This window comes from Providencia stuartii, assembly GCF_029277985.1.
GTDB lineage: Bacteria > Pseudomonadota > Gammaproteobacteria > Enterobacterales > Enterobacteriaceae > Providencia > Providencia zhejiangensis.
The window spans coordinates 2,345,745-2,359,064 of sequence record NZ_CP119546.1; the positions used below are offsets into that span (position 1 = coordinate 2,345,745).

General features: G+C 39.0%; 15 protein-coding genes. 8 read left to right on the forward strand and 7 right to left on the reverse strand.

Annotated elements, in window-relative coordinates; translation table 11 throughout:
• Positions 1–158 precede the first annotated feature (158 nt).
• From P2E05_RS10215 to P2E05_RS10225, 3 genes are read left to right on the forward strand one after another with little or no spacing between them, the layout of a single operon-like run.
• Positions 159–596 (forward strand): GNAT family N-acetyltransferase, encoded by a 438-nt coding sequence (locus P2E05_RS10215; RefSeq protein WP_154624133.1) that lies wholly within the window; start codon positions 159–161, stop codon positions 594–596.
• A gap of 30 nt (positions 597–626) precedes the next feature.
• On the forward strand, positions 627–1,139 hold the full coding sequence (locus P2E05_RS10220) for a GNAT family N-acetyltransferase (protein ID WP_154624132.1): 513 nt from the start codon (positions 627–629) through the stop codon (positions 1,137–1,139).
• Between the two features lie 18 nt (positions 1,140–1,157).
• A complete protein-coding gene (locus tag P2E05_RS10225; protein ID WP_154635611.1) occupies positions 1,158–2,027 on the forward strand; it encodes an SDR family oxidoreductase in 870 nt (289 codons plus the stop codon).
• An 82-nt stretch (positions 2,028–2,109) separates the two neighbouring features.
• Here P2E05_RS10225 and P2E05_RS10230 read toward each other — a convergent pair whose 3' ends face one another.
• From P2E05_RS10230 to frmR, 5 genes are all read right to left on the reverse strand, one after another.
• Complete coding sequence (locus P2E05_RS10230; RefSeq protein WP_163861755.1) at positions 2,110–2,292, reverse strand: hypothetical protein; 183 nt, start codon at positions 2,290–2,292, stop codon at positions 2,110–2,112.
• Positions 2,293–2,306: 14 nt separating this feature from the next.
• Positions 2,307–2,627: a N(4)-acetylcytidine aminohydrolase gene (gene yqfB / locus P2E05_RS10235; RefSeq protein ID WP_154624129.1), complete on the reverse strand. Its 321-nt coding sequence runs from the start codon at positions 2,625–2,627 to the stop codon at positions 2,307–2,309.
• A 66-nt stretch (positions 2,628–2,693) separates the two neighbouring features.
• On the reverse strand, positions 2,694–3,524 hold the full coding sequence (gene fghA, locus P2E05_RS10240) for an S-formylglutathione hydrolase (protein WP_272657738.1): 831 nt from the start codon (positions 3,522–3,524) through the stop codon (positions 2,694–2,696).
• Positions 3,525–3,592: 68 nt separating this feature from the next.
• Positions 3,593–4,705 carry an S-(hydroxymethyl)glutathione dehydrogenase/class III alcohol dehydrogenase gene (locus tag P2E05_RS10245; protein ID WP_154624127.1) on the reverse strand — a complete coding sequence of 371 codons (1,113 nt, stop codon included), beginning with the start codon at positions 4,703–4,705 and terminating at the stop codon, positions 3,593–3,595.
• 15 nt (positions 4,706–4,720) lie between these two features.
• Positions 4,721–4,993: a formaldehyde-responsive transcriptional repressor FrmR gene (gene frmR, locus P2E05_RS10250; protein ID WP_163861764.1), complete on the reverse strand. Its 273-nt coding sequence runs from the start codon at positions 4,991–4,993 to the stop codon at positions 4,721–4,723.
• Between the two features lie 166 nt (positions 4,994–5,159).
• On the opposite strand from frmR, the gene P2E05_RS10255 reads away from it, so the two are divergent.
• On the forward strand, positions 5,160–5,942 hold the full coding sequence (locus P2E05_RS10255; protein WP_154624125.1) for a GNAT family N-acetyltransferase: 783 nt from the start codon (positions 5,160–5,162) through the stop codon (positions 5,940–5,942).
• A 376-nt stretch (positions 5,943–6,318) separates the two neighbouring features.
• Here P2E05_RS10255 and P2E05_RS10260 read toward each other — a convergent pair whose 3' ends face one another.
• On the reverse strand, positions 6,319–7,239 hold the full coding sequence (locus P2E05_RS10260) for an acyl-CoA thioester hydrolase/BAAT C-terminal domain-containing protein (RefSeq protein ID WP_247047835.1): 921 nt from the start codon (positions 7,237–7,239) through the stop codon (positions 6,319–6,321).
• A gap of 706 nt (positions 7,240–7,945) precedes the next feature.
• Between P2E05_RS10260 and P2E05_RS10265 the strand changes: the two genes are divergently transcribed.
• The 4 genes from P2E05_RS10265 (at position 7,946) to P2E05_RS10280 (ending at position 12,034) form a co-directional block, all read left to right on the forward strand.
• A complete protein-coding gene (locus P2E05_RS10265; RefSeq protein WP_154623034.1) occupies positions 7,946–9,109 on the forward strand; it encodes an MFS transporter in 1,164 nt (387 codons plus the stop codon).
• 162 nt (positions 9,110–9,271) lie between these two features.
• Positions 9,272–10,366, forward strand: a complete 1,095-nt coding sequence (locus P2E05_RS10270; protein WP_272657736.1) for an NAD(P)/FAD-dependent oxidoreductase — start codon at positions 9,272–9,274, stop codon at positions 10,364–10,366.
• A 3-nt stretch (positions 10,367–10,369) separates the two neighbouring features.
• Complete coding sequence (locus P2E05_RS21675; RefSeq protein ID WP_154623032.1) at positions 10,370–11,155, forward strand: GNAT family N-acetyltransferase; 786 nt, start codon at positions 10,370–10,372, stop codon at positions 11,153–11,155.
• 327 nt (positions 11,156–11,482) lie between these two features.
• Entirely contained in the window at positions 11,483–12,034 is a 552-nt protein-coding gene (locus P2E05_RS10280) for a shikimate kinase (RefSeq protein WP_247047892.1), read from the forward strand.
• A 129-nt stretch (positions 12,035–12,163) separates the two neighbouring features.
• Here P2E05_RS10280 and ddlA read toward each other — a convergent pair whose 3' ends face one another.
• A complete protein-coding gene (gene ddlA, locus P2E05_RS10285) occupies positions 12,164–13,267 on the reverse strand; it encodes a D-alanine--D-alanine ligase (protein ID WP_272657735.1) in 1,104 nt (367 codons plus the stop codon).
• Positions 13,268–13,320: the final 53 nt, after the last annotated feature.

Below are 13,320 nucleotides of genomic sequence, written 5' to 3' on the forward strand. Positions count from 1 at the left end.
AATAAAACTATTAGTAAGAAATACTACAGCCCTTTAAATACACTCAAATAACGATAGTGCTGTCTCATTTTTTAGCGCTAAAAATGCGCTATATCGCTCCTCCGGTAGGCAACATATAACCAATTGTATAAACTTGATACTCCATCAAGGAGAAAATAATGAATATTCATTTACGCCCAATAACAAAAGAAAATTACGAATCTATATCTTTACTCGATGTATTTGAAGAACAAGAAGACTTTGTTGCTTCAAATACATGGTCTTTGCTTGAGGCTGCCTATAATCCAGAGTATGTTACTAGGGCTATTTACCTCGATGATGATCCTGTTGGTTTTTTTATGTGGGTACCTGCCTCAGACACAAAAATAGCTATTTGGCGTTTTATGGTCGATCAAAAATATCAACACAAAGGAATAGGACGCCAAGCAATGAAACTCGCCTTGGCTGAAATCAAGCGAGCCTCATCATTGCAAGAAATCGAGATTTGCTATAATCCTAAAAATACGGTTGCCAAATCCTTTTATTCATCCTTTGGTTTTAAAGAAATAGGGTTAGATGAAGAAAGCAAAGAGATGCTTGCTATTCTTAGCATCTAGTATTTAATACACTAAATAATAAGATATTTTATGGAAGTTATACTAAGAAAAGCCACAGAACAAGATGCCACGCTGCTCTATAATATCGGTATGGAAAGCTACCTTTACCACTTTGCTAAGCTATGGTTACATGCCGATGAATTAGCCAGTTATCTTTATCATGAATACTCTCCGCACAAAATCATTGATGATATTAGCAGACCGGATACTGATTGGTTTATTATCGAGAATACTCAACCAATAGGCATAGTAAAACTAACGTATCATGCAGCGATCACTAATGAATCCATCATAGGCACTCAGTTAAATAAACTGTATTTTTTACCTACTGCAACTGGTAAAGGAAATGGAAAAAGCATATTTAACCAAATAGAATCACTCGCTAAACAGCATGGAGACCGTCTATTATGGTTAGATGTGCTGGCTGAAAATCATTCCGCAGTCAATTTTTATCAAGCAAACGGGATGAGTAAATTTAAAGAAACCGCATTCACTCACCACTCTCAGCAATCTATAGCATTTATCATGAGTAAAACATTATGATTTTGTTGGTAATAAATAATGAAAAATAGAATTCTTGTCACTGGTGCAACTGGCCAAGTTGGGCATTATTTAGTTCGTTCATTACAAGCTCAAGGGCATGAAGATGTTGTTCTCGCCGTTAGAAATCCCGCGAAACTCACTCATTCCCCCTATCCTATTGTCGAAATGGATTACGATAAGCCAAAGACCATTGAAGTGGCACTTTCTGGTGTGAATTCTGTTTTTATGATGACGGGTTATACCATTGATATGCTACAACAAAGCAAAGTCTTTGTAGATATCGCCAAAAAAAGTGGGGTTAATTATATTGTGCACCTTGGCGCTTGTGGTGATGATGAGGCACAAGTCGCCCATTGGGCTTGGCATCAATTAGTGGAACGCTATATCGAATGGTCAGGTATCCAATATACTCACTTACGCCCTGAGTCCTATATGCAGAATTTATTAGGTTACCAAGGGGAAGATAATATCAATAAAGGTGTCCTACATTCTTACTTTGGTGATGCTATATTAAGTTGGGTAGATTGTGCTGATGTAGCCGAACTTGCAGCTTATTGTTTACTTTCCCCTGAACAGCATGCTGGGCAAGTATATCGCTTAGGTTATGAGAATAAAAATTACACACAAATTGCTGAATTATTAACAACGGAGCTAGGTATTCCTTTTCATTATCAAGCCGATGACCCAGATGAGTTTTGGCAATTTGCCCAAACCAACTCACTCGAACTTGCCTATATGAAAAGCATTTATGACCATTATGTTGCTTTCACATCTGGAAAATTGTCTCGCGAAGGAATGATATTTGACAATTTTCAGAAAATTACAGGGAAAGCCCCCACTACATTAAAACAATTTCTCATTAAACACCAAAACCATTTTAAACCATAACTAATTTGTTATAACAATAAAATAATTGGTGCGATTGATTTATACGTTCCTGCTGTAATATAAAAGAGCAAAGTTGTAATTTTTAGGCTTTGCCTTTTTTATTTTCAATCAAGAGTTCTAACATCATCAAACAGCCCCCAGCAAATATCCGCAGACCCGTTTTTTCATCTAAACGTTCCGCTGCCTTTGCTATTGCTGATGAAAATGAAATGACACCAACAACTAAAGCCTTTATGAAACTGACAAAAGCAATAAGCTCAATCACTAAGTAAAATACATTTACTGAACGAGGCGATAGTGAATAACAAACAGTGATTGCTCTGTAGGGTAAATTTCACGAATTAAGGTTTTTAAATTATCTAACGTCATTGCTTCTTGTTTCGCGTGATACGCTGAAATTTCATCATAACCAATAGGCTCAACAGAAAGAATTTCAATATCCGTATAATAAGTGCCTGTTTCGAGGGCAAATACTTTCACTACCGTTCCAGGAATATAATTACTTTCACTTTTATCACGAATTGTGATGACTTTTTCACCAGAAACAACCAGTGGTAATAATCGCTCAAAAAAGGTTATCGTGTCAGGCGCTTTACGCATAGCTATCCTTTGATGGAAATGGTTTAAATAAAGATTGGTGATGAAGCATTTCATCACCAAGCATAATTATGATTTCAGATAACGTGCATGAAATGCGATATGCTCGCCAATAAAGCTAGCAATAAAATAGTAACTGTGGTCATAGCCTTCACGCAAATGCAAAGTAAAATCATGGCGTTTACGCTGACAAACCTCATCAAACAATTCAGGTTGTAATTGTTCTTGATAAAAAGGGTCGTCAGTTCCCACATCAACCAGCATAGGGGGAGTCGTTTGCGCCTCATTCAGGAGATTGATCGTATCATAGCGCGACCAGAGGGACTTATCCTCCCCTAAATAAGCCGCAAATGCTTTTTGTCCCCAAGGAACTTGTGATGGTGCAACAATTGGCGCAAACGCTGACAGACTACAATAACGTTCTGAATTACGTAAGCCAATCATCAATGCGCCATGTCCCCCCATTGAATGACCGAAAATAGCGCGTTTATCATTAACGGGAAAATTGGCTTCAATAAGATTAGGTAATTCTGACACAATATAGTCATACATTTTATAATGATGATGCCATGGTTCTCTTATCGCATTTAGGTAAAAACCCGCACCTTGCCCTAAATCATAAGCTTCATCATCTGCAACCTGTTCCCCTCTAGGACTCGTATCTGGCACAATTAAAACGACACCATGCTCAGCAGCAAATTGTTGTGCTCCCGCTTTCGTAATAAAATTTTGTTCATTACACGTTAATCCAGATAGCCAATAAATGACAGGGTACTGTTTATTTGCTGAAGTCGACGGCAGATAAACTGCAAATTTCATATCACAATTTAAGACGGTAGAGTAATGCTGATAAACATCTTGCCAGCCGCCAAAACAAGCGTGGCGTTCAATCCTTTCCATTGTGAGCTCCTTATCAATTTGAAAATACAAGCCCAATAAAAACAGGTTAAAATTGGGCTTGTTAACCGTTAATCGTAGTGGATCACAGTACGAATGGATTTACCTTCATGCATCAAATCAAAGGCGTCGTTGATACTTTCAAGAGGCAGCGTGTGGGTGACAAAAGGAGCTAACTCAATATCTCCTTTCATGGCATCTTCCACCATTCCAGGAAGTTGACTACGACCTTTCACGCCACCAAATGCAGTACCTCGCCATGAGCGCCCCGTTACAAGTTGGAATGGGCGAGTCGCTATTTCTTGTCCAGCTCCTGCAACACCAATAATAATAGATTGGCCCCAACCACGATGTGCACTTTCAAGTGCGGCTCTCATTACGTTAACATTACCAATGCATTCAAAAGTATGATCCACCCCCCACTCTGTCATTTCGATGAGTACTTGCTGAATAGGCTTATCAAAATCGTTAGGATTTAAACAGTCAGTAGCACCAAATTGACGGGCTAATTCAAATTTCGCAGGGTTCGTGTCAATCGCAAAAATACGCCCTGCCTTCGCTTGCCTCGCACCTTGAATAACAGCAAGGCCAATACCGCCTAAACCAAATACTGCAACAGAATCCCCTTCTTGGACTTTGGCTGTGTTATGCACCGCACCAATCCCTGTGGTTACGCCACAACCTAATAAACACACCTCTTGGTGGTTTGCTTCAGGATTAATTTTGGCTAATGAAACCTCAGCGACTACGGTATATTCGCTGAACGTTGAGCATCCCATATAATGATAAAGTGGCTGACCATTGTAGGAAAAACGAGTCGTGCCATCAGGCATAACACCTTTACCTTGAGTTGCACGAACAGATACACACAAATTCGTTTTGCCTGATTGACAAAATAGACATTCACCACACTCTGCCGTATATAAAGGAATAACGTGGTCACCGGGTTTAACGCTGGTAACACCTTCACCGACTTCGACCACAACGCCTGCCCCTTCATGGCCTAACACCACGGGGAATAATCCTTCAGGGTCATCCCCAGATAAGGTAAATGCGTCAGTGTGGCAAACCCCTGTATGACTGATTTTAACTAGCACTTCACCTGCTTTCGGTGGCATCACATCAATTTCAACAATTTTCAGTGGTTCTCCAGGTCCAAACGCGACCGCGGCTCTTGATTTCATATTGATTCCTTATTATTAACGCAGGTATGTTCGAATGAGAGAAATCGCATCATCAACAGATTCTTTTTGGCTTTGCGTAGCCGCTGACGCTTGCAATCCTTCTCGTAAATGACTTTCCAAAACGCCAGCCATTAGCCCATTAACTGCTCCTCTAATTGCGGCTATTTGCTGTAACACTGCACTGCATTCCACTTCATCTTCTAAAGCGGTTTCCAATGCGAGTAGCTGTCCTTTTAATTTTCTGACTCGTGTCAAGACGGCTTTTTTCTCTTTCGGTGAATGTGGCATAGTCTGTCGCTCATTATATACATAGGGGGAGTATAGTATTTTTCAGGTAATCTGTACAGGAAGGGCAAATTGATCGCGCCAAAAATGCTCTCTTAGCCCGATGAACTGTTCAGTAACACAGACTTTTTGTACACTCAATCAAAAGGGAAACAAATGAAGTAATATTATGAAAAATAATGAAATATTATTCTATCAACAAGAACGTCATTTCTGGACTGGCATATGTAAAGACACTATTGCTATTAATGATGCAACCATTGCTTATTTCTCAGAATTACCGATACCGGCCTTCAGCTTTGTTTATTTACATTCAGGGGCATCTGTCGCTGACTTTACGACTGCTAACAACCTATTTGTTAAACAAAAAAAGCCTTATATCCTTGTCGTACACGAAGATATTCTTCCACACATGATGTCACTGATTGCAGAGAAACAGTATCAAAGTGATGGAGAAACCACCGCAATGGTTTTAACTCGAGCTGAGATGGTCAATCACACCGAGGAGGCACTCCCTGAAGGGTACAAAATCGCACTCTGTAATGATCAGTTAATCGAATGGGCACAGCCGCTAATGACTGCATTTGGTACTGAAGATAGTGATGCAGATGAAGATCCTACTGTAATCAATGAATATATTCGCTATCACCAAAGAGCATTACAGCGTGATATTCAGTCTCAACACTATGTATTATTTAATGAAAACAATACGCCAGTGAGTGCTTTAACACTCACGATAAATGGGAATATGGCACGTCTTGACGATATCGGTACGGATACTCAATATCAACGCCAAGGATTAGCGACTTTACTCATTAAACATGCCTTAAAAACGTGTATAAGAAAAAATATTGAGTGTTGCTTTCTAGAAGCTTCTAGTGATGGGCTGTCTATTTATCAAAAATTAGGATTTACCCCTCTTTTCCACTATTACAGCTTTATTGTTGAGTAAGATCGCTGAGTAAAATTAATTCATTAATACGGCTTATTCACTGTCGTTCTTTTCGTGAATGTCTACGCTTTCATCCGCAAAAAGCACTGTATCTAGGAAAAAGGCGCTTATTCTTACTTGAATAAACATTAAGGTAACTTAAAAATGTGTATGTCGCCCCGCATTTATCAATTAGAAGAACAACCTTTGCAGATCAGTGAATTTGAATTAAAAACAGTCAAGTAAGCTAATTAACGCGTTAATTAGCTCACACAATAGGTTTATGGAAGGCATCAATTTTACGCCCAAACGAATATATTGAGGCTTAAATAAACGCGTAAAACTCCCTATTCATCATTAGCTATTAGCCTCCCATTATCGAAGGAGGCTAAAAATGCTATTTATCGATCGCGCGATACCATTTCTGAATATCGTTGACGATGACATTTGTCTGTGACTTCCCTTTATCATCAATAAAAAAGTGGTCAAGGTCTGGGTAAGTCTTGAACGATACATGATTGTTATTAACGTATCCCATCATCCTCATTACGCTATGCGGATCAACATGAGTATCGTTCATGGTTTGTATGACTAAATGGGGCGTTTTAACTGATTGCAGTAATTTTTGATTGTTAATCATTAACATTTCACGCCACCATTTTTTTCCATGTTCACTTGGATAATTATCTTGTTGTAATTTATTTTGTACTACATCCTTAGCAAATTGCTTAAAACCTTCAATGGCGTGTGATGATTCTTCACTAGGTACTGTTTTTTCGATGCTATACAGCACATCATTAATAAAAAATGCGCCACCACCATTAAGTGAAATAGACGCATGAACCATGTCAGTATCAGCCACAATCAAATTTGTCACCACAGCCCCTTCGCTTCCACCAAGTAAAACAATGTGTTGGTAACTATTTTTAAAATGCGCTAACAGTGTTAAATAGTTATCTTTACGTTCTAATGGCGAATCATTCTCCATATAAGCAATAGGACAATCCTCCGCTGAGACTTCTTTTCCGTCTTTGCCAACTTGACTATCTAACCCTGTTTTTTCAACCAATAAGATATCATTATCTGGAAACGCGATAGCAAAGTTTTCTACCATATTGGTATTATTAATCACACTTCGACAATCAGAACCTTGAATTAAGACCAGCAAGTTTTCAGCGGGTTGCTCGTTTTGTTTGAGAAGATAATAGTGAATCTCTTTGCCTTGTTTATTTTGAATTTTTTGTAATTCAGGTGAACTATTAGCTTGATTCGCTATAAAAAAACTCATACTACATAAAATAACAGGGAGTATTTTCATGTCATAACCATAATAACCAATATATTATATATTCCTAACAAGTATAGACATCTAACGCTATATAAATATACACCGAAAATGCTCTTTTATATAATATAGATATGATAGATTAAAAAGCGTTTTTCATTATGCGATTGAATCAATGCACCGTATACATTAATTAAGGAAAACAGATAAATACAGCAACATATACGCATTAGTATTTAATTTTGTTCACTACATTTCACCAACCACTGTGGGTTAAAAATAATATGATAATTCTATAACCCGCCATCAGTCAGTTTTCATAATATGTTGTCGCGTATTAAACCTCCACATCTCCTTTTCTAAATAGAAAAAGAAAATATGTTATAAACTATTTATTCCCACATTATTATTTGTACAAAAACGCATGCTGTTTTTCTACCATTGATAAATTAGCTACATCAATTTCCATAATAATTAACATTATTTATTTTCACGCAGCAAAAGGGTCATCTGAACCTAGTACAGATAAAAATGAATAATTACCTTAATTTCACACTTTCCCCTATGATCTTGTCTCTTTAATCCTTATTATAATCAGCGCTCACCACGAACGTTCATGTTCGATGAGAACAACATCAACATTGCATGATACGGGCAAATAATTGCCTTATTTGACATGAGTAGGTTGAAATAAGCTTCATCATAAACCATTTAATAACTAAACTAAATTATTGATACAATGACTTCATCTTCAGAATTATTAAACACAACACCGGCTATGCCTCCGGCAAAAAAAGAACAAATCGCCACACGAATTATTTTCTTCATTTCTGGCTTTGCAACAGCGTCATGGGCTGCAATCGTTCCTTTCGTTAAAATCAATACTGGTGCCAATGACGCCACATTGGGTCTATTGTTATTATGTTTCGGCGTTGGGGCGTTAGTTGCTATGCCTTTAACCGGCGCGCTGGCTGCTAAATTTGGTTGTCGTAAGCTCATGGTTGCAGCGACGATCCTCTTTTGCTTCATGCTCCCTTTATTACCGGCTATTTCACAGATCAGTATTTTGATCGTCTGCCTATTTGTTTTCGGCGTCGGTATCGGACTTACTGATTGCGCAATGAATATACAGGCAGTGATCGTTGATAAAGCGTCTGAAAAGCCGATTATTTCTGGCTTTCATGGTTACTTTAGCGTTGGTGGGATCGCGGGGGCTGGAGCAATGAGTGCTATTTTATTAGTCGGCATTCCGCCAATTATCGCTGCCACGATAATTTCGCTTGTCTGTTTATTATTACTTTCAATGAGCTTTAAAGGCTTTCTAGGTTATGCCAATGCACCGACTGGCCCGCTAATTGCGATACCTAAAGGTATCGTCTTAGTTTTTGGTATTATCTGTTTTGCTATTTTTCTCGCGGAAGGAACCGTTTTAGATTGGAGTGCAGTCTTTTTAATTGAGCATCATGGTTTAAAAGAGTCTCTCGGGGGGCTTGGCTTTACTGCATTTGCTACCACCATGACCATTGGCCGCTTAACCGGAGATCGAATTGTTATGCGTGTCGGTTCCGCTCGCGTAGTATTTTGGGGCGCTCTTTTAGCTTGTTTTGGCTTTATTATTGCAGTGTTATCTCCATATTTATCCATTGCTATTATGGGTTATGCCTTAGTTGGTGCAGGTTGCTCTAACATTGTTCCTGTCATGTTTGCGGCAATAGGTAAACAGAATACAATGCCAGAAGCCCTCGCCGTTCCAGCCGTTTCGACGTTAGGTTACCTAGGGATTTTGGCTGGTCCTGCTGCTATCGGCTTTGTCGCATTTCAATTCACTTTAGCAACTGCACTACTAATGATTGCTTCATTATTAATCATCATTGCTATTATTTCTAAATTTATAAGGGTTTAATGCATCCCCAATATTCTTAGAGGAACATTAATGCGTTGTGCTGAGTCACACTGATGCACCTTAATCATAGCATGGTAAGGTGCAATACCATCTGCTCAAAATAGAAACTTACTTATTGATTAATAAGATAAAACTATAAAATTCAGGTCAAGAGGGAAACATTTGAAACAAAATAATAAAATTATTATTGTAGGTGCTGGCATTGTTGGCACAACTCTAGCTTGGTATTTATCGCGTCATTTTAAGGGACAAATTACCCTGATTGATGCACATGAAGCAGCCAGTGGAGTCACTCAACATGCATTTGCTTGGCTCAATGTTTCTTATGGTCGCCCTAATGAATATAGTGCATTCAGAAAGCAAGCGCTTGATGAATGGCGTTCGCTGGATAAATTAACGCAAGGCCAACTCGGCATTAATTGGAGCGGAGCCATTAGCTGGCAACATGATAGAGAAGCGACACAACAATTTATTGATTCACATAAAAAAACAGGATTTAACATTACTGCCCTCAACAAGCAGCAGCTACAAGCACTGGAGCCTAATCTATTTACACTTCCTGAGCTGGCGGCTTTTTCTGTTGATGAAGGCTACGTCGACCCTGTTTATGTGACAAAAACGCTTCTTGAGCTTGCCATAAATCAAGGGGTAAACTATTTACCCAATACCGCGGTACGAACGCTGTTACAAGAAAATGATAAAATTATTGGCGTTACGACTTCAACAAGCCGTTTATATGCAGATCAGGTCATTATTACCGCAGGTCTAGGTGCTATCGAGCTATTACAACCGTTACACGTTACGCTACCTATAGCCCCTTCACCTTCAATTATTGCTCATTTTCAAGATGTTAATGCCACTCCCGCTATGCGGCATATCCTCTCGACTCCTGATATGGAAGTCCGCCCTACAACAAACGGAAATACCTTATGTGCGGAAGATTACATTGATGAGCAACCTCAGCACAGTGCGAGCAATATCGCACAAAATGCCTTATCCGTTATTCAAAATTCATTTATAGGTACAGATACATTAGTCTTACAGAAAGCGTTCGTAGGAATGCGACCTATGCCACAAGATGAATTGCCAATTGTTGGGAAAGTTGCTGATTTTAGTGGTTTATATATTATAAGTATGCATGCTGCTATCACACTTGCACCGCTGATTTGCCATTTGGCGCAAGATGAAATAATACATGGCATAGAAAAAACAGCACTTAGCCCTTATCGATTAACACGCTTTGCGTCAGGTAACTGAAATATGAATATTCCGCTCTATTATTTAAGGCATTATCAGTCCATTGAAAAAACGTTTTGGACCTCGATTTGTGAGCACAGTATCCAAATTGAGCAACATACGATTTGTTACCTTACACCGCTAAATTCGCCTGTATTTAACTTTATCTATCTTCAGCCTGAGTCATCTGTTCAAGCATTCAAACAAGCCCATCATCTGTTTGTAGCACAAAAGAAAAACCATACGTTGGTGCTTCCTGAAGAGATGCAACAAGAAATCGTCAATGAAGCGCTGGCGTTAGGTTACAAACGTGACAGCGTCACGACGGCCATGGCATTATCCCTAGATAAACAACTTACTGTAGAATTACCTAAAAATCAGGTGGATATTGTATTTGCCAACCATGATCTATCCTTATGGGCAAAACCTTTAGTCTCTGCTTTTTATATCTCAGATGAGCACGATAAAGTCGTTAATGAGTATGTTCGTTATCATGAAGATGCTTTACAACAAGGTGCCCCTCAATTCCATCTTGTTCTATTGGTTGATGGTGAGCCAGCCACCTCAATGACCGTCACTATTGAAGGGGTTCTGGCTCGTTTTGATGACATCGGTACCGAACCTACCCACCAAGGGAAAGGCTATGCAACACAATTAATTGCTTATGCACTTGCATTTTGCCGCCAACAAGGTGTCGAGCACTGTTTCCTTGATGCGTCAGAAGCAGGGTTTGATCTATACAAAAAATTCGGTTTTGAACCACTATTTCGTTATATAAACTATGTCTGGTGTAAGTCACTTATTAATTGACGGTTTTTAGCGAATAGGCCACAGATTAAACAACGGGTTTTATAATAGTACATTAACGAGTGGCCTCGCTTTATCACGCTCTAAACATTTAATATTGTATTGAAATAAGCAAGTGTAGGCAGCTATCGACAGCTGCTTATGTGTCACTTGTCTGCTGAAATCAAATAGTAAAGCATTCTTTGTTTGATCATTTAAAATAATCAACAAGTAAAATCCACCTTTCCTTCTCCTTTATACGACCTCAGCGGGAGATAATTTATTATTTACGCTGAGTTTGTATCAGGCAATTAATCTGCATGACACATTGACGATAAGATCACTCAAGTTATGAAAATCAATATTATAGGCTGTAGTGGTAGTGGAAAAAGCACTCTCGGTCATACCTTATCTTCACTTTATTCCATCCCGTATATTGAGCTGGATGCACTTTATTGGCAAAAAAATTGGCAGCACTCTAGTGATGAGCAATTAAAAGAAAAGTTAACTCAGGCATTCCTAGCCGCACCAAATGGTTGGGTACTTGATGGGAACTATACCCGTACACAACCGATTAAATGGCAAGAGGTTGATCTGGTGATTTGGCTAGATTATTCATTTTCTAGAACCTTATATCAGTCAATACGCAGAGCGCTATATCGAATCATCAGCCAAAAAGAGCTGTGGCCTAATACTGGAAATAATGAAACATGGAAAAAAACTTTTTTTAGTCGTGATTCTATTCTGCTATGGGTGCTAAAAACCTATCACAAAGGAAAAGCACCAAGAATTGCAAGTATGATAAATAAGCAATATCAACACATTCGCTTTATCCGACTAACAACACCAAAAGAGACTGCGTTTTTCTTAAAGCGAATACAAGAAGATATCAATAACCCGTGATAACACCCGACTCTTATAGGCAAATCACAATGAAAGAGAATTATCACGCTAACAGCTAGCGTGATAACCACATTCACTCGCTTTTATTGAATATAGGCGGTTTGGCAAACTTTCCACCCCTTGTTACCTTTAGTGTGTATCACTCGCTGTTTTTAAAGCGACAGTTTGTTGGTATTTTTCAATCCCCAAGTCGATCAAACGACTGATCAACTCTTGGTAAGTCATCCCACCCTGTTGCCATAATTTAGGATACATACTGATATTAGTGAACCCTGGAAGGGTATTGATTTCATTAATAATGACTTGATTATCTTCGGTCAAAAACACATCAACTCGAGACATGCCACAGCAGTTCAATGCTCGATAAGCCCTTAGTGCGATTTCTCTTATTTTATCACTTACCGCTGATTCTAAGTCTGCTGGAGCCACAACAGAGGCACCATTTTCATCAATATACTTTGTGTGGTAAGCATAGAAACTGTCGTGAAGAACAATTTCACCACACGGGCTGGCAACTGGCTGTTCATTACCTAAGACTGCGCACTCAATTTCACGCCCTTTCACCGCACTTTCGACCAGCACTTTTACGTCAAATAAGAATGCAAAATCCAATGCCGCATTAAATTCAGACTCATTGGTGACTTTACTGATCCCAACAGAAGAGCCTTGGTTGGCTGGCTTAATAAATAATGGCAATCCTAGCTGCTTAACGACTTCAGCATATTTTACTGTTGTGTGGTCAGATGCCATCAGTGTAATAAATGGGGCAATTTGCAAACCGGCATCACGCAATAGACGTTTTGTCACATCTTTATCCATGCAAGCTGAAGAGCCTAAAACACCCGGACCGACAAAAGGCAAGTTAGCCATGCGTAACAGCCCTTGCAAGGAGCCATCTTCACCTAAATTGCCATGAACGATAGGGAAAATAACATCTATTTGAGGAAGTGGTTGAGCATCTTCGAGTGAAATAAATTGTTGGGTTGATTTACCTGGGATAATCGCAATACTTCGCTTTGGTGTATTCAAGGCAATACGAGAAGGGTCATCACCATGAATTAAAAAATCAGCTTCATCATATTCATGCCAATGGCCCTGTTTATTGATACCAATCAGGCACACATCATACTTATTGCGATCAAGGCCATTGATAATATTCTTCGCTGACTGTAAGGATACTTCGTGCTCTGTTGATTTACCGCCAAAAATGACACCTACCCGTAATTTACTCATCACTCACTCCACCTTTATAAACCGACAAACCTAAGTCAGAAAATATAGCACGA

Bases quoted from the DNA above. Each gene is read 5' to 3' on its own strand.
- P2E05_RS10215 (WP_154624133.1), top strand. From the start codon at position 159: ATGAATATTCATTTACGCCCAATAACAAAAGAAAATTACGAATCTATA.
- P2E05_RS10220 (WP_154624132.1), top strand. From the start codon at position 627: ATGGAAGTTATACTAAGAAAAGCCACAGAACAAGATGCCACGCTGCTC.
- P2E05_RS10225 (WP_154635611.1), top strand. From the start codon at position 1,158: ATGAAAAATAGAATTCTTGTCACTGGTGCAACTGGCCAAGTTGGGCAT.
- yqfB (WP_154624129.1), bottom strand. From the start codon at position 2,627: ATGCGTAAAGCGCCTGACACGATAACCTTTTTTGAGCGATTATTACCA.
- fghA (WP_272657738.1), bottom strand. From the start codon at position 3,524: ATGGAAAGGATTGAACGCCACGCTTGTTTTGGCGGCTGGCAAGATGTT.
- P2E05_RS10245 (WP_154624127.1), bottom strand. From the start codon at position 4,705: ATGAAATCAAGAGCCGCGGTCGCGTTTGGACCTGGAGAACCACTGAAA.
- frmR (WP_163861764.1), bottom strand. From the start codon at position 4,993: ATGCCACATTCACCGAAAGAGAAAAAAGCCGTCTTGACACGAGTCAGA.
- P2E05_RS10255 (WP_154624125.1), top strand. From the start codon at position 5,160: ATGAAAAATAATGAAATATTATTCTATCAACAAGAACGTCATTTCTGG.
- P2E05_RS10260 (WP_247047835.1), bottom strand. From the start codon at position 7,239: ATGAAAATACTCCCTGTTATTTTATGTAGTATGAGTTTTTTTATAGCG.
- P2E05_RS10265 (WP_154623034.1), top strand. From the start codon at position 7,946: ATGACTTCATCTTCAGAATTATTAAACACAACACCGGCTATGCCTCCG.
- P2E05_RS21675 (WP_154623032.1), top strand. From the start codon at position 10,370: ATGAATATTCCGCTCTATTATTTAAGGCATTATCAGTCCATTGAAAAA.
- P2E05_RS10280 (WP_247047892.1), top strand. From the start codon at position 11,483: ATGAAAATCAATATTATAGGCTGTAGTGGTAGTGGAAAAAGCACTCTC.
- ddlA (WP_272657735.1), bottom strand. From the start codon at position 13,267: ATGAGTAAATTACGGGTAGGTGTCATTTTTGGCGGTAAATCAACAGAG.